This window comes from Streptomyces actinomycinicus (genome assembly GCF_016741775.1).
Lineage (GTDB): Bacteria > Actinomycetota > Actinomycetes > Streptomycetales > Streptomycetaceae > Streptomyces > Streptomyces actinomycinicus.
On the sequence record NZ_JAERRK010000011.1, the window covers coordinates 58,799 to 74,121 of the forward strand.

The 15,323-nt window shown below is 75.9% G+C and carries 14 protein-coding genes; 12 read left to right on the top strand and 2 right to left on the bottom strand.

All coding sequences use genetic code 11. From position 1 onward, the window contains the following. Positions 1–36: 36 nt before the first annotated feature. Positions 37–1,029 carry a dihydroxyacetone kinase subunit DhaK gene (dhaK, locus tag JK359_RS21735; RefSeq protein ID WP_201838100.1) on the bottom strand — a complete coding sequence of 331 codons (993 nt, stop codon included), beginning with the start codon at positions 1,027–1,029 and terminating at the stop codon, positions 37–39. Positions 1,030–1,326: 297 nt separating this feature from the next. On the opposite strand from dhaK, the gene JK359_RS21740 reads away from it, so the two are divergent. After that, positions 1,327–1,641, top strand: a complete 315-nt coding sequence (locus tag JK359_RS21740; protein ID WP_201838101.1) for a DUF3040 domain-containing protein — start codon at positions 1,327–1,329, stop codon at positions 1,639–1,641. 223 nt (positions 1,642–1,864) lie between these two features. Here JK359_RS21740 and JK359_RS21745 read toward each other — a convergent pair whose 3' ends face one another. Beyond that, the gene (locus JK359_RS21745; protein ID WP_201838103.1) at positions 1,865–2,428 is read right to left on the bottom strand and encodes a hemerythrin domain-containing protein; all 564 of its coding nucleotides are present in this window, start codon (positions 2,426–2,428) and stop codon (positions 1,865–1,867) included. A gap of 566 nt (positions 2,429–2,994) precedes the next feature. Between JK359_RS21745 and JK359_RS21750 the strand changes: the two genes are divergently transcribed. From JK359_RS21750 to JK359_RS21800, 11 genes are all read left to right on the top strand, one after another. Next, the gene (locus tag JK359_RS21750; RefSeq protein ID WP_201838105.1) at positions 2,995–4,002 is read left to right on the top strand and encodes an NAD-dependent epimerase/dehydratase family protein; all 1,008 of its coding nucleotides are present in this window, start codon (positions 2,995–2,997) and stop codon (positions 4,000–4,002) included. 32 nt (positions 4,003–4,034) lie between these two features. Continuing rightward, a complete protein-coding gene (locus JK359_RS21755; protein WP_201838107.1) occupies positions 4,035–5,669 on the top strand; it encodes a carbamoyltransferase family protein in 1,635 nt (544 codons plus the stop codon). Next, positions 5,666–6,661, top strand: coding sequence for a glycosyltransferase family 2 protein (locus JK359_RS21760; RefSeq protein WP_201838109.1), 996 nt, complete (start codon positions 5,666–5,668; stop codon positions 6,659–6,661). The genes JK359_RS21755 and JK359_RS21760 overlap by 4 nt, the downstream gene beginning before the upstream one ends. Further along, positions 6,658–7,596 carry a D-glycero-alpha-D-manno-heptose-1,7-bisphosphate 7-phosphatase gene (locus JK359_RS40200; RefSeq protein WP_307788225.1) on the top strand — a complete coding sequence of 313 codons (939 nt, stop codon included), beginning with the start codon at positions 6,658–6,660 and terminating at the stop codon, positions 7,594–7,596. Before JK359_RS21760 ends, JK359_RS40200 begins: the two co-directional genes overlap by 4 nt. Next, entirely contained in the window at positions 7,593–8,603 is a 1,011-nt protein-coding gene (locus JK359_RS21770) for a glycosyltransferase family 9 protein (protein WP_201838111.1), read from the top strand. Before JK359_RS40200 ends, JK359_RS21770 begins: the two co-directional genes overlap by 4 nt. Next, entirely contained in the window at positions 8,600–9,562 is a 963-nt protein-coding gene (locus tag JK359_RS21775) for a glycosyltransferase (RefSeq protein ID WP_201838113.1), read from the top strand. Before JK359_RS21770 ends, JK359_RS21775 begins: the two co-directional genes overlap by 4 nt. Next, positions 9,559–10,791 (top strand): glycosyltransferase, encoded by a 1,233-nt coding sequence (locus JK359_RS21780; protein WP_201838115.1) that lies wholly within the window; start codon positions 9,559–9,561, stop codon positions 10,789–10,791. Before JK359_RS21775 ends, JK359_RS21780 begins: the two co-directional genes overlap by 4 nt. Further along, a complete protein-coding gene (locus JK359_RS21785; protein WP_201838117.1) occupies positions 10,788–11,561 on the top strand; it encodes a D-sedoheptulose-7-phosphate isomerase in 774 nt (257 codons plus the stop codon). Before JK359_RS21780 ends, JK359_RS21785 begins: the two co-directional genes overlap by 4 nt. After that, positions 11,558–13,006 carry a PfkB family carbohydrate kinase gene (locus JK359_RS21790; protein ID WP_201838119.1) on the top strand — a complete coding sequence of 483 codons (1,449 nt, stop codon included), beginning with the start codon at positions 11,558–11,560 and terminating at the stop codon, positions 13,004–13,006. Before JK359_RS21785 ends, JK359_RS21790 begins: the two co-directional genes overlap by 4 nt. 199 nt (positions 13,007–13,205) lie before the next feature. Further along, entirely contained in the window at positions 13,206–14,198 is a 993-nt protein-coding gene (locus tag JK359_RS21795) for a glycosyltransferase family 9 protein (RefSeq protein ID WP_201838121.1), read from the top strand. Then, on the top strand, positions 14,188–15,129 hold the full coding sequence (locus JK359_RS21800) for a glycosyltransferase family 2 protein (protein ID WP_201838123.1): 942 nt from the start codon (positions 14,188–14,190) through the stop codon (positions 15,127–15,129). The genes JK359_RS21795 and JK359_RS21800 overlap by 11 nt, the downstream gene beginning before the upstream one ends. Positions 15,130–15,323 lie beyond the last annotated feature (194 nt).

Sequence of the window (15,323 nt, forward strand, 5' to 3'; positions counted from 1 at the left end):
CGGTGGGGGCGGAGCGTGAGCGGCTGGTCCGCCGTGTCACATTCCCCAGCGCAGGGCCGGGGTCCGCACGGGCGCGTCCCACAGCCGCAGCAGTTCCTCGTCCGCCTGGCACAGCGTCACCGAGGCACCCGCCATGTCCAGGGAGGTCACGTAGTTGCCGACGAGCGTGCGGGCCACGGCCACGCCGCGCTCGCGCAGCACCCGTTGCACCTCGGCGTTGAAGCCGAACAGCTCCAGCAGCGGCGTCGCACCCATGCCGTTGACCAGTACGAGCACGGGGTTGCGCGGCGGCATGTCCTCCAGGACCGCGTTCACCGCGAAGTCGGCGATCTCCCCGGAGGTCATCATGGGCCGCCGCTCCCGGCCCGGCTCGCCGTGGATGCCGATGCCCAACTCCAGTTCCCCGTCGGGAAGATCGAAGGTGGGACTGCCCTTCGCGGGGGTCGTGCAGGCGCTCAGGGCCACGCCGAAGCTGCGGGAGTTCTCGTTGACCTGGCGGCCGACGGCCTCCACCCGCTCCAGCGGCTGCCCCTCGGCCGCCGCCGCACCGGCGATCTTCTCCACGAAGAGGGTCGCGCCGGTACCGCGCCGCCCGGCCGTGTAGAGGCTGTCGGTGACGGCCACGTCGTCGTTGACGAGCACCTTGGCCACCGAGATGCCCTCGTCCTCGGCCAGTTCGGCAGCCATGTCGAAGTTCAGCACGTCGCCGGTGTAGTTCTTCACGATGAACAGCACCCCGGCGCCGCTGTCCACGGCGGCCGCGGCACGCGCCATCTGGTCCGGCACCGGCGAGGTGAACACCTCTCCGGGGCAGGCCGCGGACAGCATGCCCGGGCCCACGAACCCACCGTGCAGCGGTTCGTGCCCCGACCCGCCGCCCGACACCAGCGCGACCTGTCCGGCCACGGGGGCGTCCCGGCGGACGATCACCCGGTTCTCCACGTCCACGTTCAGATCGGGATACGCAGCCGCCATGCCGCGCAGCGCGTCCGCCACGACGGTCTCCGGCACGTTGATCAGCATCCTCATCGGTGTCTCCTCGTGAGCTGTGCGGGGTGGACGTGAGACCTGCGTCTGCGACGTCGGGCCGAGTTCGCTGATGGAGCCATGAGCTATTGGCAGTATCTGCCCTGCACCGGGGGAGGTCACGTGCAGGCGCCCGCCGTCACGGTGGGCGACACGGAGGACACCCACCGCTCCACGGCCCCGTCTCCCGGAGGCCGGCACCGCATCGGCCGGGCCGTCCGGGGAACCCGGTCGTGCGAACACGGGCCGCCTGTCGGCGCAGGAGGTGCCCCCGCCGTGGACGACTGGGAGATGTAAGAGATGCACGACGACGTACGGCTGTCACCGCACGAGCGGCTCGCGCTGCTGCAGATCGAGGCCAACCTGCGGCAGGACCGCCGGCTGGCGCGCCGGTTGGGCCGGCCGCGCCGGACGTTGTGGCTGCCGTCGTCCGTGGCGCTGCTGGTGCTCGCGTCGGTGTTCGTCGCCGTCATGGGCATCCGTACCTCGGACCCCGCACTGCTGTGGTGCTTCCTGGTGCTGTGGCCGCTGACCCTCTTCCAGGTGTTCCGGCTGCTGTGCCGGACGGCCGGTCCCCGGCCCCGCTCCGGCGCCCGCCTCACGCCGTGGCTGTGAACCACGGCGCCACCCGGCCGCGCTCCGCCTTCCGGGACCTCGCCTTCCGGGACTCCGCCTTCCGGCTCTCCACCAGGCAGACACGCAGGGCCACTCGGCAGACGTGAACGCAGACGCGAACTCGGCGCCACCCGGCCGTGCGGGCCGGGTGGCGCCGAGTTCATGTGGCCGTGCCGGTGTGCCGGGACGGGCCGGGCGGCGGACGTACCCGCCGAACCTGCCGTCAGCTCTGCTTGCCCCGGCCCGACAGGGCGTCGCGCATCCGGTCGACCAGGCCCGCGCCCGGCGCCAGCAGCTTGTTGGCCGGGGGAGTGTCCGGTGCCGACGGGTGCGGACGGGTCGGCGCCATCTTCTTCGCCCGCCGGACCTTGTCGCCCAGGTCCATCAGGGCGTCCGCGGGGCAGGCCGCCTCCAGCTGCGGGAACAGGTTCTGCTCCTCGTCCGTCACATGGGACCTGATCTCGCTCATCAGCTGGCCCATGAGCATGTCGAACTGCGGGTCGTCCGCCGCGCAGCCCTCCAGGTCCTTCATGATCTGCTCTGCCTTGGCGTGGTCCTCCAGCTCCTTGTCGGCCAGAGCGTCCCCGCCCGTCAGGTGCTTGCGCACCGCCGGGTACAGATAGGCCTCCTCCGCGACCGAGTGGCGGACCAGCTCGATCGTGGCCTGGTCGCAGAGGTCCTTGCGTTCCTTGGAGCCGGGCGGCAGCGCCTCGATGCGGCCGAAGATCTCCTCGACCTCACGGTGGTCGGTGGTCAGCTCCTGGATGACGTTTCCGCCGTGACCCATTGTCGTTACCTCCTGCGGTGAACCGCGGCGGCCCGTGAGCGGCCGTCCGTCGCCGCGCCGAGTGCCCCGGGCGCGCTGCGCTACACGGCCCGCCGCGAAGCGTCAGCGCATCGAGTGGCGGCCCACGGCCGTCCGGCCCGCTCCGCAGCGCGCCAGGCCCGTCGGCGGTCCAGGATGCGCCCGTACGCCCCCGGCGGGCCCCGGACGGCGCGGGCGGCATCCGCACTGTTGCCGGGGCCGTGCTCGGCCGCCGCCGCACCGTCGCGTGCACGACTCTCCCACCGCGGTCCCAGGCCCCGGAGTCGCGCGAGGGCCGGGACTTCCGGACAATGAGACTCAAACGTGTGAAACCAACTGGTACGGGAACTCTGCTCCCAGTCCAGTGCCGTCCAGCCAGCGGCGGCCGACCAGGGCGGTCCTGCGGATCTGCGGGACCCGAGCCCTGTCCTCTTCCTCACCCAGCGGGCCGGCAGGCCGGACCCGGGGACGCGGCACGCGCCCGGACGCCCCCCAGAGGCGTCCGCCGGCGCCCACGACGTGCACGCAGGACGACGAAGGAATGCCCCATGACTGGTGACACACCGTTCTCCTGGCAACGCGCCCTTGTGACCGGCGGCGCCGGCTTCCTCGGTTCCCACCTGTGCGAGCGGCTGCTGGATTCAGGTGTCGAAGTCGACTGCGCCGACAACCTGGCCTGCGGGCGGCGCGAGAACGTCGCCCACCTCCAGCCACGGCCCGGCTTCCGCTACGTGCACTGTGACGTCTCCGCGGCCGACTGCGCCGACCTCCTGCCGGGCCCCTACGACCTCGTCCTGCACTTCGCCTGCCCGGCCTCGCCCGCCGACTACCTGCGCATGCCCCTGGAGACCCTGGACGTGGGCAGCCTCGGCACCCGCAACGCACTGGCCGTCGCTCAGCGGGACGGCGCCCGTTTCCTGCTCGCGTCCACCTCCGAGGTGTACGGCGATCCCCAGGTGCACCCGCAGCACGAGGGCTACTGGGGGAACGTGAACCCGGTCGGTCCGCGCAGCGTCTACGACGAGTCCAAACGGTTCGCCGAGGCGCTGGTCACCGCGCACGCCGCCACCAGGGGGACGAACGCCGGGATAGCACGGCTCTTCAACACCTACGGGCCGCGGATGCGAGCCCATGACGGCCGGGCCGTGCCCACCTTCATCTGCCAGGCCCTGGCCGGCGAGCCGCTCACGGTGACCGGCGACGGCAGCCAGACCCGCTCGCTGTGCTACGTGGACGACACGGTCGAAGGCGTGCTGCAGGTGGCGCGGAGCAGGTCCGTGCGCCCGGTGAACATCGGCGGCAGCGACGAGATCACCGTCGCCGAACTGGCCCGCCGGGTGGTCGCCCTCACCGGCTCCCGTTCGCCGATCGCCTTCATCGACCGGCCCGTCGACGATCCCGGCCGGCGCCGCCCCGACACCACCCTCGCCCGTGAGCTGCTCGGCTGGTCGCCGCAGGTGCCGTGGGAGGAGGGCCTGAAGCAGACCATCGCCTACTTCGCGGCCCTGCCCCCGGAACCCGTACCGCGCGCGCAGAGCCCGGCACCGCAGACCTGACCCCCGCCCGTCCCCGGCCCTGGAGACAGCGCATGCACGTCCTCGGTATCAACGCACTCTTCCACGACCCCGCCGCCGCCCTGATCACCGACGGCCGGGTCGTGGCGGCAGCGGAGGAGGAGCGGTTCTCCCGCCGCAAGCACGGCAAGCGGCCCGTACCGTTCTCCGCCTGGGAACTGCCCGGGCAGTCGGCCCGCTGGTGCCTGGAGCAGGCCGGACTCGCCCCGTGCGACCTCGACGCCGTCGCCTACTCCTACGACCCCGCACTGGCCCGCCCCGCCGAGCACATGGGCCTGCACGACCCCTGGGACCACCTGAGGCAGGAGTACGCCCGCCAGGCCCCGCAGTTCCTCGCCGAGGCCCTGCCCGGACTCGACCCGGCGAAGGTGAGGTTCGTCCCGCACCACGTGGCGCACGCCGCCTCCGCCGGACCGGTGTCGCCCTACCCGGACTGCGCCGTCCTCGTCCTGGACGGCCGCGGCGAGTGCGGCTCCCATCTGGCCGGCCGCTACACCAACCGGGAGCTGACCGTCCTCGCCACCCAGCAACTGCCGCACTCCCTCGGCCTGTTCTACGAGGACCTCACCGATCACCTCGGATTCCTGCGCAGCAGCGACGAGTTCAAGGTGATGGCGCTCGCCTCCTACGGCACCCCGCGCTTCGCCGACCGGCTGCGTGCGTACGTCCACGCCGACGACCGGGGCGGCTTCACCGCCCGCCCGGTGCCCTGGCCCGACCTCGTCCCGGCCCGCCGGGCCGGCGGCGACTGGAGCCAGGACCACGCCGACCTGGCCGCCAGCGCCCAGCTCTGCCTGGAGGAGGCCGTACTTGCCCTCGCCCGGTGGCTGCGCGAACACACCGGCGAGGAAGCGCTCACGATGGCCGGCGGCGTCGCGCTGAACTGCGTGGCCAACACCCGGCTGTGGCGCGAGAGCGGCTTCCGGCACGTGTGGGTGCAGCCGGCGGCGGGCGACGCCGGCACGGCCCTGGGCGCCGCCGCCCACGTCGCCGGGCAGAAGGACGCCCTGGAGCCGATGCCGACGGCCGCCCTGGGACGCGGCTGGAGCGACGCCGAACTGCGCACGTGGCTGGAGCGGGCGGCCGTACCGTACGAGGAGCCCGACGACATCGCCGAGACGGCCGCTCAGGTGCTGGCCGAGGACGGGATCGTGGGGTGGTTCCAGGGGCGCAGCGAGTACGGGCCGCGCGCACTCGGGCACCGGTCGCTGCTCGCCCACCCCGGCCGGGCGGCCAACCTGGAGCGGCTCAACGCGGTGAAGGGACGCGAGGAGTTCCGGCCCGTCGCGCCCATGGTGCTCGCCGAGCGCGCGGCCGGCATCTTCGACGGCCCGCTGCCCAGTCCGCACATGCTGTTCGTGCACCGGGTGGCCGGCGACTGGAAGGCCCGCATCCCGGCCGTCGTCCACGTCGACGGCACGGCCCGCGTGCAGACCGTCGACCGGGCCCAGGAGCCCCTGGTGGCGCGGATGCTCGACGGCTTCGAGCGGCGCACCGGACTGCCGGTGGTGGTCAACACCAGCCTCAACACCGCCGGCCGGCCCATGGTCGACGACCCCCGGGACGCCCTGGAGTGCTTCGGCTCGGCCCCCGTCGACCTGCTGGTGCTCGGCCCGTTCGCCGTCCGCCGCGGGAGGGCATTCGCATGAGCGACGCACCCGCCTACACCGTCGTCGTCCCCACCATCGGCCGCCCCTGCCTGGCCGAGTGCCTGCACGCACTCGCCGACGCCGGGGGCCATCCACCGCACGAGGTGGTCGTCGTGGACGACCGGCCCGCGCCCGACGGTGACCTGCCGCTGACCGCGGCCGGGCAGCTCCTGGACCGGGTGCGCACCCTGCGCACCGGCGGCAAGGGGCCGGCCGCCGCACGCAACGCGGGCTGGCACACCGTCCGTACGCCCTGGACGGTCTTCCTGGACGACGACGTCCAGGTGCTGCCGGACTGGTCCCGGCGGCTCGCCGCGGACCTGCGCGAGGCCGGTCCGGACGTCGGCGGTGTCCAGGGGCGGCTGCGGGTCCCCCTGCCCACGGACCGCCGGCCCACCGACTGGGAACGCACCACCAAGGGCCTGGAGAACGCCGCCTGGGCCACCGCCGACATGGCCTACCGCACCGAGGCGCTCAAGCGCACCGGCGGCTTCGACGAGCGGTTCCCGCGGGCGTTCCGGGAGGACGCCGACCTCGCCCTGCGCGTGCAGCGCTGCGGCTGGACCCTGGTCCGGGGCGGCCGGATCACCCGGCACCCGGTCCGCGCGGCCCACTGGTGGGCCTCGCTGCCGGCGCAGCGCGGCAACGCCGACGACGCCCTGATGAACCGGCTGCACGGCCGCGACTGGTGGGACCGCGCGCAGGCGCCCCGCGGCCGGCTGCCCCGTCACCTGGCGGTCACCGGCGCGGCCCTGGCCGCCGCCGGCTGTGCCCTGGCCGGACGGCGCCGGGCCGCGACGGCCTGCGCGGCCCTGTGGGCCCTGGGCACCGCCGAGTTCGCCCTGGCCCGCATCCTGCCCGGACCGCGCACCGCCGGCGAGATCGCCGGGATGCTGGGCACCAGTGTGCTCATCCCGCCCCTCGCCGTCCGGCACCGGCTGCGCGGAGCCCTCCGCCACCGGCACGCCGAACCCCTGGGAGGTGCCGGGTGACCACCGTCGCAGCCGTCCTGTTCGACCGCGACGGCACCCTCGTGGCGGACGTGCCGTACAACGGCGACCCGGACCGGGTCCGGCTGCTGCCCGGCGCCGCGGAGGCGGTCGCGCTGGCCCGGTCCCGCGGCCTGGCCACCGGCGTGGTCAGCAACCAGTCCGGCATCGGGCGCGGACTGCTCACCGCCGAGCAGGTGCGTGCCGTGAACGCGCGTGCCGACGCCCTGCTGGGCGGGGTGGACACCTGGGTGTTCTGCCCGCACGCCCCCGACGCCGGCTGCCCCTGCCGCAAGCCCCGGCCCGGCCTGATCCACGCGGCCGCCGCCCGGCTGGGCGTACCGGCCGCCGCGTGCCTGGTGATCGGTGACATCGCCGCGGACCTGCTGGCCGCGCGCGCTGCGGGCGCCCGAGGCGCGCTCGTCCCGAACGCGGCCACGGCACCGGCGGAAGTGAAACGTTTCGCCGAACAGAGCTTCCCGGATCTGCTCACCGCGGTACGCAGGGCACTCGACACGCCCGCAGGGCCCGACGTGCCGGCCGGGTCCGGCGGCCCCGCGGGGCCCGACGTGCCGGCGGGCTCCGACGCGCCGGCGGGGTTCGGCAGGCCCGGAGGGCCAGAGTCCGCCACGTCGGCGAGGATCGGCAGGCGGGCGGGGTCCGAAGTACCGACGGGTGACGGCAGGCCCGTGGGGCCGGGTGACGGCAGGCCCGTGGGTCCGATGTCCGGCAGGCCCGTGGGGCCGGGGTCCGGTGAACCCGTGGGGCCGGGGTCTGGCGGGCCCGTGGGGCTGGGGTCTTGTGGGCCCGTGGGGCTGGGGTCTTGTGGGCCCGTGGGGCTGGGGTCTTGTGGGCCCGTGGGGTCGGGGTCTGGTGGGCCCGTGGGGTTCGGTGGGCCCGTGGGGTTCGGCGGGTGTGGGGGGAGGCCGTCGGCATGAGGTCGCTCGTCGTCCGGCTCGACAGCTTCGGGGACGTCCTGCTCGCCGGCCCCGCCGTACGCGCCGTCGCCGCCCACAGCACGCACGTCACCCTGCTGTGTGGCCCCCGCGGCGCGGACGCCGCCCGGCTGCTGCCCGGCGTCGACGAGGTCCTGGTGTGGGAGTCCCCCTGGGAGGGCTTCGACCCGCCCCCGGTCAGCCCGCCGGACATCGACCGCATCCTCGGCCGGCTGCGCACCGGCGCGTACGACACCGCCCTCGTCCTCACCTCGTTCCACCAGAGCCCGCTGCCCACCGCGCTGCTGCTGCGACTCGCCGGCGTCGGCCGGATCGGCGCCGACAGCACCGACCACCCCGGCCGGCTCCTCGACGTACGCCACCGGCGGCTGCCCGGCCGGCACGAGGCCGAGGCGGCCCTGGACACCGCCGCCGCCCTGGGCTTCCGGCCGCCCCCCGGCGACGACGGGCGGCTGCGCGTCCTCCCGCCCCCGGACACCGGCGGCCTGACGGGCCACGGCCCGTACGTCGTCCTGCACCCCGGCGCCAGTGCCCCCGCCCGCGCCTGGAGTCCCCACCGCTGCGCGGAGGCCGTCGCCCTGCTCGCCGACGCCGGGCACCGCGTCGTCGTCACCGGAGGGCCCGCCGAGACGGCCCTCACCCGGCAGGTGAGCGGCGACCTGGCCGTGGACCTCGGCGGCCGGACCTCCCCGCGCACCCTCGCCGGTGTGCTGCGCACGGCCGACGCCGTCGTCAGCGCCAACACCGGCCCCGCACATCTGGCCGCCGCCGTCGGCACCCCCGTCGTGTCGCTGTTCTCGCCCGTCGTACCGGCCGGGCGCTGGGCGCCGTACGGCGTCCCCGTCATCCTGCTCGGCGACCAGTCGGCGCTGTGCGCGGACACCCGGGCCCTCACCTGCCCGGTGCCCGGACACCCCTGCCTGGACGAGGTCACCGGACAGGACGTGGTGCGCGCGGTCCACAAGCTCATCCAGGAGCGGCACTCATGAACATCCTCGTATGGCACGTGCACGGATCCTGGCTCACCGCCTTCGTGCAGGGCCCCCACACCTACCTCGTCCCGGTCACCGGGGACCGCGGACCCGACGGCCGCGGCCGGGCGCTGACCTGGGACTGGCCGCGGTCCGTGCGGGAACGCACGCCCCGCGAACTCCGGGACTGCGACCTCGGCCTGATGGTCCTGCAGCGCCCGCACGAACTCGACCTGGCCCTGCGCTGGACCGGCCGCCGGCCCGGCGTGGACGTGCCCGCCGTGTACGTCGAGCACAACAGCCCCGACGCGACACCCGAGCGGCAGCTCCATCCGCTGGCCGGGCAGTCGGAGATCCCCGTCGTCCACGTCACCCACTTCAACCGGCTGATGTGGGACAGCGGCCGGGCCCCGACCGAGGTCGTGGAGCACGGCGTCATCGACCCCGGCCACCGCTGGACCGGCACCGAACGCCGCGCGGCCGTCGTGGTCAACGAGCCCGTGCGCAGGGGCCGTACGACGGGCACCGACCTGCTGCCGCGGTTCGCCCGGGCGGCCCCCCTGGACGTGTTCGGGATGCGCACCGAGGGACTCGCCGAGCACCTCGGCCTGCCCCCCGGCCGCTGCCGCGCCCGGGACCTGCCGCAGCACGAGCTGCACCGCGAGATGGCCCGGTGCCGGGTCTATCTGCATCCCGTGCGCTGGACCTCGCTCGGCCTCTCCCTGCTGGAGGCCATGTTCCTGGGCATGCCGGTGGTCGCCCTGGACACCACCGAGGTCCGCGAAGCCGTACCCGAGGGCGCCGGGGTGGTCTCGAACCGCCTCGACGTGCTGGAGGACGCCGTAGGGGCCTTCCTCGCCGATCCCGGACTGGCCCGCTGTACCGGCGAGGCCGCCCGGGCCGCGGCCCGCGCCCGCTACGGAGAGCGGCGCTTCCTGGACGACTGGGAGCGCCTGATCAAGGAGGTCACCCGATGAGCCGCATTCCGCACACGGCCGGGCGCGTCGCCATGGTCTCCGAGCACGCCAGCCCGCTGGCCGCACTCGGCGGTCCGGACGCGGGCGGGCAGAACGTGTACGTGGCGCAGGTCGCCCGGCAGCTCGCCAGGAAGGGATACCGGGTCACCGTGTACACCCGCCGGGACTCGGAGGGCCTGCCGGACCGGGTGACCCTGATCGACGGGGTGCAGGTGGTGCACGTGCCCGCCGGGCCGCCCGCACCCGTCCCCAAGGACGAACTCCTGCCGCACATGGACGAGTTCGGGGAGTTCCTGGCCCGCCAGTGGGCGCACTCCCCGCCGGACGTGGTGCACTCCCACTTCTGGATGTCGGGCCTGGCCGCCCTGGCCGGCGCCCGGGGACCCGGCGTCCCCGTCGTGCAGACCTACCACGCCCTCGGCACGGTGAAGAAGCGCTACCAGGGCCCCGCCGACACCAGCCCGCCGCAGCGCCTCGCCATCGAGGAGGCCATCGGTCACGAGTGCGCCCGGATCATCGCCACCTGCAGCGACGAGGTGGCCGAACTGAAGGCCATGGGCCTGCCCGAGGACCGCATCAGCATCGTGCCCTGCGGCGTCGATCCCGACCAGTTCGCCCCCGCCGCCCGCACCCGTCCCCCCGGCGTACGCCGCCGGCTGCTGGCCGTCGGCCGGCTCGTGCCCCGCAAGGGCTTCGACCGGGCCATCCGCGCCCTGGCCGGGATCCCCGACGCCGAACTCCTCATCGCCGGCGGCCCCGAGGCCGACCTGCTCGGCACCGACGCCGAGGCCGCCCGCCTCTACGCCGTGGCCGGTGAACACGGCGTCGCCGACCGGGTCACCCTGCTCGGCGGCGTCGGCCGGGCCCGCATGCCGCGGCTGATGTCCAGTGCCGACCTGGTGCTCTCGCTGCCCGTGTACGAGCCTTTCGGCATCGTTCCGCTGGAGGCCATGGCCTGCGCCACGCCGGTCGTCGCCACGGCGGTCGGCGGCCAGCTCGACACGGTCGTGGACGGCACCACCGGCGTCCTGGTCCCCGCCGACCACGACTACGACCTCAGCGCGGCCGTCCGCACCCTGCTCGCCGACCCGGAACGGCTCGCCCGCTACGGAGCCGCCGGGCGCGACCGGGTGCTCAACCACTACACCTGGGACCGGGTGGCCGAGGGCGTGGCCGCGGTCTACGACGACGTGTCCCCGGCCCGCTCGCTCTCGGGGGTGGTCCGATGAACGGCCGTCCGGTGAACACCGTCAACGACACCGCGCACTGCGACGACCTCGCCAAGGCCCTCGAGGCGTTCCGCGAGCACGGCCCGCTGATCGAGCGCTGGGGCGCCGAACTGGCCCGGCGGCTGGGCTCCGGCTCGCGGCTGCTCGTCGCGGGCAACGGCGGCAGCGCCGCGCAGGCACAGCACCTCACCGCCGAACTCGTCGGCCGCTACCGCGACGACCGGCCGCCGTTCTCCGCGGTCGCCCTGCACGCCGACACCTCCTCCACCACCGCGATCGCCAACGACTACGGCGTCCAGGAGGTCTTCGCACGGCAGACCGCCGCGCACGGCCGGCCCGGCGACGTGCTGATGCTGCTCTCCACCAGCGGCGCCAGCGCCAACCTGCTCACCGCCGCCGAGTGCGCCCGCCAAAGGGGCATGGCGGTGTGGGCGCTGACCGGGCGGGCGCCCAATCCGCTGCAGCTCGGCGCGGACGAGGCGCTGTGCGTCGACACTCCCGTCGCCGCCACCGTCCAGGAACTCCACCTGGTCGCCGTGCACATGCTCTGCGAATCCTTCGACCAGGCCGTCGAGCGCGGGGAGACCGGCCGCAGCGCCGGCAGCGTCGGGGGCGGTGCCGACAGCGTCGGCCGCGCCGGCACGGGCGGCCCCAGCGGCACCGGCGGACGTAGTGGCACCGGCGGACGTGCCTGCGGCGACGTACGCAACGCCACGGGCGGACGTACCGCGTCCGGTACACCGGTGGCCGAGAGGAAGGGACACGCATGACCGGCTCCACCGCCTCCACCGCGCACACGCCCCTGGTCGTCGTGGGCGACGCCCTGCTCGACCACGACCTGTGCGGCCGGGCCGAGCGGCTCGCCCCGGACGCGCCCGTACCCGTCGTCCACGGCACCCGGCGCAGCTCCCGTCCGGGCGGTGCGGCCCTCGCCGCCTGCCTCGCGGCGGCCGACGGGCGCCGCGTCACCCTCGTCACCGCGCTCGGCGACGATCCCGCGAGCGACACCCTGCGCGAGCTGCTGGCGGGCCGGGTCGGGCTGGTCGAGGTGCCGCTGGAGGGCGCCTTGAGCAGCAAGACCCGGGTCATGGCGGGGGACCGTCCGCTGCTCCGGCTCGACGACGGCGACGGGTGCGCCCGCGAGGCGACACCGGAGGCGGTCGCCGCGGTCGCGGAAGCCGGCGGCATCCTCGTCGCCGACTACGGCCGCGGCACCGCCGACGTCCTGCGGGACGCGCTGGCCCACACGGCCGCCCCCGTCGTCTGGGACCCCCACCTCCGCGGCCGGCCCCCGGTGCCCGGCGTCCGCCTGGTCACCCCCTCGGCCCAGGAGGCCCGTGCCTTCGCCCGGCAGCTCGACGACGGCGACGACACCGGCGACACCGGCGACACGGCCGGGCTGCGCACCGCCGCCCGGGACGCGCGCACGCTGGTGCGGGCCTGGCGGGCCCAGGCCGTCGCCGTGACCCTCGGCGAGCGCGGGGCCCTGCTCTCGCACGGCGAGACCCCGTTGCTCGTGCCGACCCCGGCCGCCGCCACGGGCGACCCGTGCGGTGCCGGCGACCGGTTCGCCGCAGCCGCCGCCGGTCTGCTCGCCGACGGCACCCTCACCGAGGCCGCCGTACAAGCCGCCGTGCACGCCGCCACCCGCTACGTCACCGAGGGCGGTGCCCGCGCGGTCGCCGCGCCGGATCAGCCGCGGACGGCCGGGGAAGCGCCGGCCGACGGCGACACGACCGGCGACGCCGTGCGCACCGCCGCCCGCGTCCGGGCTGCGGGCGGCACCGTCGTCGCCGCGGGCGGCTGCTTCGACCTGCTGCACGCCGGGCACGTCGCTCTGCTCCAGGCCGCCCGCCGGGCCGGCGACTGCCTGATCGTGTGCGTGAACTCGGACGACTCGGTGCGCCGCCGCAAGGGCGACGGCCGGCCTCTCGTCCCGGCCGCCGACCGGGTGCGGGTGCTGCGCGCCCTGGAGTGCGTGGACGCCGTCGCCGTCTTCGAGGAGGACACCCCCGAACGCCTCCTCGGCGAACTCCGCCCGCACATCTGGGCCAAGGGCGGCGACTACGCCCGCACCCCGCTCCCCGAACAGCCGCTGGTGGAGAGCTGGGGCGGCCAGGTACTGCTCCTCCCGTACCTGGACGGGCGCTCCACCACGGTCCTGGCCCGCCGCGCGGCACTGGGGCCGGCGTCGACGGGGGACCGCGGCAAGTGAAAATGCGACCGCCCCGCCCCGGCCCACCCCCGCAAGCCGGGCGCGCACCTACCCTGGGCGGCGATCGCGCCGCATCCTGGTACGCACCGCCGTCCCGCGCCGCCGCCTCCCGTCCGGTCCGGTCCCGGCCCCATCTCCGTCCCCACCTTCACTCGCACCCTCTTCCCCTGGCTCCCGCACCCCCCGGAGGACCGACTCGGTGACCAGCACCTCGTACTCCCCGACCGTCCTGGTGCTGCGCGCGCTGGGGCTCGGTGATCTGCTGGCCGGTGTGCCCGCGCTGCGTGGTGTCCGGCGGGCCTTTCCCGGGCACCGGGTCGTACTGGCCCAGCCGCCCGGCCTCACCGGACTCGCCCTGGCCACCGGGGCGGTCGACACCGTGTTCCCGGCCGAGGCACCGGGGCGGGCGGTGCCCGACCTCGCGCACTGGCCCGGACCACCCCCCGACGTGGCGATCGACCTGCACGGCAACGGCCCCGAGAGCCGCGACGCCCTGGCCGCCCTGCATCCGCGCCGGCTGCTCGCCCACGCCTGCCCCGACGGCCCGCCGTGGGCCGCGCACGCCAACGAGCGGGAACGCTGGTGCGCCTTCCTGCAGGGGTACGGCATCCCGGCCGACCCCCGGGACCTGCGGCTGTCCCCGCCCGCCACACCGTCCCCGGCGCCGGGCGCGGTCGTCGTGCACCCCGGGGCGGCCTCGGGCTCCCGCCGCTGGCCGGCGGAGCGGTTCGCCGCCGTCGTACGCTGCCTGCGCGCCGCAGGGCACCACGTCGTCCTGACCGGCGGACCCGACGAGGACGCCGTGGTCCGCTCGGTCGCCGAACGCAGCGGCCAGCCCGGCCGGGACGTGCTCACCGGCGGCCTGCCCCTCGGCGAGCTGTCCGCGCTGGTCGCCGGGGCCGCCCTGGTGGTCAGCGGCGACACCGGCCTCGCCCATCTCGCCGTGGCCCACGGCACCCGCTCCGTCACCCTGTACGGCCCCGTCTCCCCGCGGCTGTGGGGGCCGCCCCCGAGCCCGTACCACCTGGCCCTGTGGAAGCCCGGCCCGCCCGGCGACCCGCACGGCCGTACCCCGGACGCCCGCCTGCTGCGCATCCGCACCGGCGAGGTCGCCGCGGCCTGTCTGACGCTGCTCCGCGACGTCCGCGGCAGGCAGCGCCGGAGCGGGCCGGAGGTGGCGCATGCCCACTGACCCTGCACCCGGCCGCAGTCGCGGGCCCGCCCCCGCGGGCGACCCCCGCACCACCGTCGCGGTCATCACCCGCGACCGCAGCGACAGCCTGCTGCGCACCCTGGACGCGCTGGCCGCGATGCCCGAGCGGCCGCCGGTCGTCCTCGTGGACAACTCCCGCGACGACAGCACCCACCGTGCCGTCGCCGGCCACCCGGCGATCGCCCGCTTCCTGCGGCCCGCCGGCAACACCGGCGCCCTCGGCCGGAACCTGGCCGTCCGCCACGCCCGCACCCCCTACGTGGCCTTCAGCGACGACGACTCCTGGTGGGAGCCCGGCAGCCTCGCCAGGGCCGCAGACCTCCTCGACCGGCACCCCCGGCTCGGCCTGCTCGCCGCCCGCACCCTGGTCGGCGACGAGGCCGCCGAGGACCCCCTCAACGCCGTACTGGCCGCCTCGCCCCTGCCGTCCGAACCGGGCCTCCCCGGCCGCCCGGTCCTGGGCTTCCTCGGCTGCGCCTGCGTGGTGCGCCGCGACGCCTTCCTGAACGCCGGCGGCTACCACCCGCTGCTCTTCTTCGGCGGCGAGGAGACCCTGCTCGCCTACGACCTGGCCGCCGCGGGCTGGGGCGTCGCCTACGAGCCCACCCTGCTGGCCCGCCACCACCCCCAGGACCACGGCCGCACCGGCCGCTCCTTCCTCGTCCGGCGCAACCACGTGCTCACCGTCTGCCTGCGCCGCCCCTGGCGGATCGCCCTGCGCGCCGGCGCGGAACTGGCGTGGGCCGCGGTGGCCGGCCGCCCCGGAGCCCGCCGGGCGCTCAGGGAGACCGCCGCCCGGTTCCCGGCCGCGGTCGCCCGCCGTCGGACGCTGCCGCCGCGCGTCGAACACGCCGCCCGGCTGCTCGACCGGGACACGGCCGGGCGCCTGCGGGCGGGGGTCGCGCGATGACCGGAACCGCCGCACCGGACGGGGCCCGCCGGACCACCCGCGCGGCGGTACGCCGGCCGGCCGCCCCGGCGGTACGGCACGCACGGCGAGGTGCCGGGGCGGCGCGTAGCCGCTGAGGCAGGACCGGTGGCACCGAACGGCACAGGCCCGGTGCACCCGACCGGCGCGGCCGCGAGCGCGGTTGAGGGCGAGGG

Excerpts from the sequence above, each read along its gene's own strand:
- dhaK (WP_201838100.1), bottom strand. The coding sequence starts at position 1,029 with ATGAGGATGCTGATCAACGTGCCGGAGACCGTCGTGGCGGACGCGCTG.
- JK359_RS21740 (WP_201838101.1), top strand. The coding sequence starts at position 1,327 with ATGCACGACGACGTACGGCTGTCACCGCACGAGCGGCTCGCGCTGCTG.
- JK359_RS21745 (WP_201838103.1), bottom strand. The coding sequence starts at position 2,428 with ATGGGTCACGGCGGAAACGTCATCCAGGAGCTGACCACCGACCACCGT.
- JK359_RS21750 (WP_201838105.1), top strand. The coding sequence starts at position 2,995 with ATGACTGGTGACACACCGTTCTCCTGGCAACGCGCCCTTGTGACCGGC.
- JK359_RS21755 (WP_201838107.1), top strand. The coding sequence starts at position 4,035 with ATGCACGTCCTCGGTATCAACGCACTCTTCCACGACCCCGCCGCCGCC.
- JK359_RS21760 (WP_201838109.1), top strand. The coding sequence starts at position 5,666 with ATGAGCGACGCACCCGCCTACACCGTCGTCGTCCCCACCATCGGCCGC.
- JK359_RS21770 (WP_201838111.1), top strand. The coding sequence starts at position 7,593 with ATGAGGTCGCTCGTCGTCCGGCTCGACAGCTTCGGGGACGTCCTGCTC.
- JK359_RS21775 (WP_201838113.1), top strand. The coding sequence starts at position 8,600 with ATGAACATCCTCGTATGGCACGTGCACGGATCCTGGCTCACCGCCTTC.
- JK359_RS21780 (WP_201838115.1), top strand. The coding sequence starts at position 9,559 with ATGAGCCGCATTCCGCACACGGCCGGGCGCGTCGCCATGGTCTCCGAG.
- JK359_RS21785 (WP_201838117.1), top strand. The coding sequence starts at position 10,788 with ATGAACGGCCGTCCGGTGAACACCGTCAACGACACCGCGCACTGCGAC.
- JK359_RS21790 (WP_201838119.1), top strand. The coding sequence starts at position 11,558 with ATGACCGGCTCCACCGCCTCCACCGCGCACACGCCCCTGGTCGTCGTG.
- JK359_RS21800 (WP_201838123.1), top strand. The coding sequence starts at position 14,188 with ATGCCCACTGACCCTGCACCCGGCCGCAGTCGCGGGCCCGCCCCCGCG.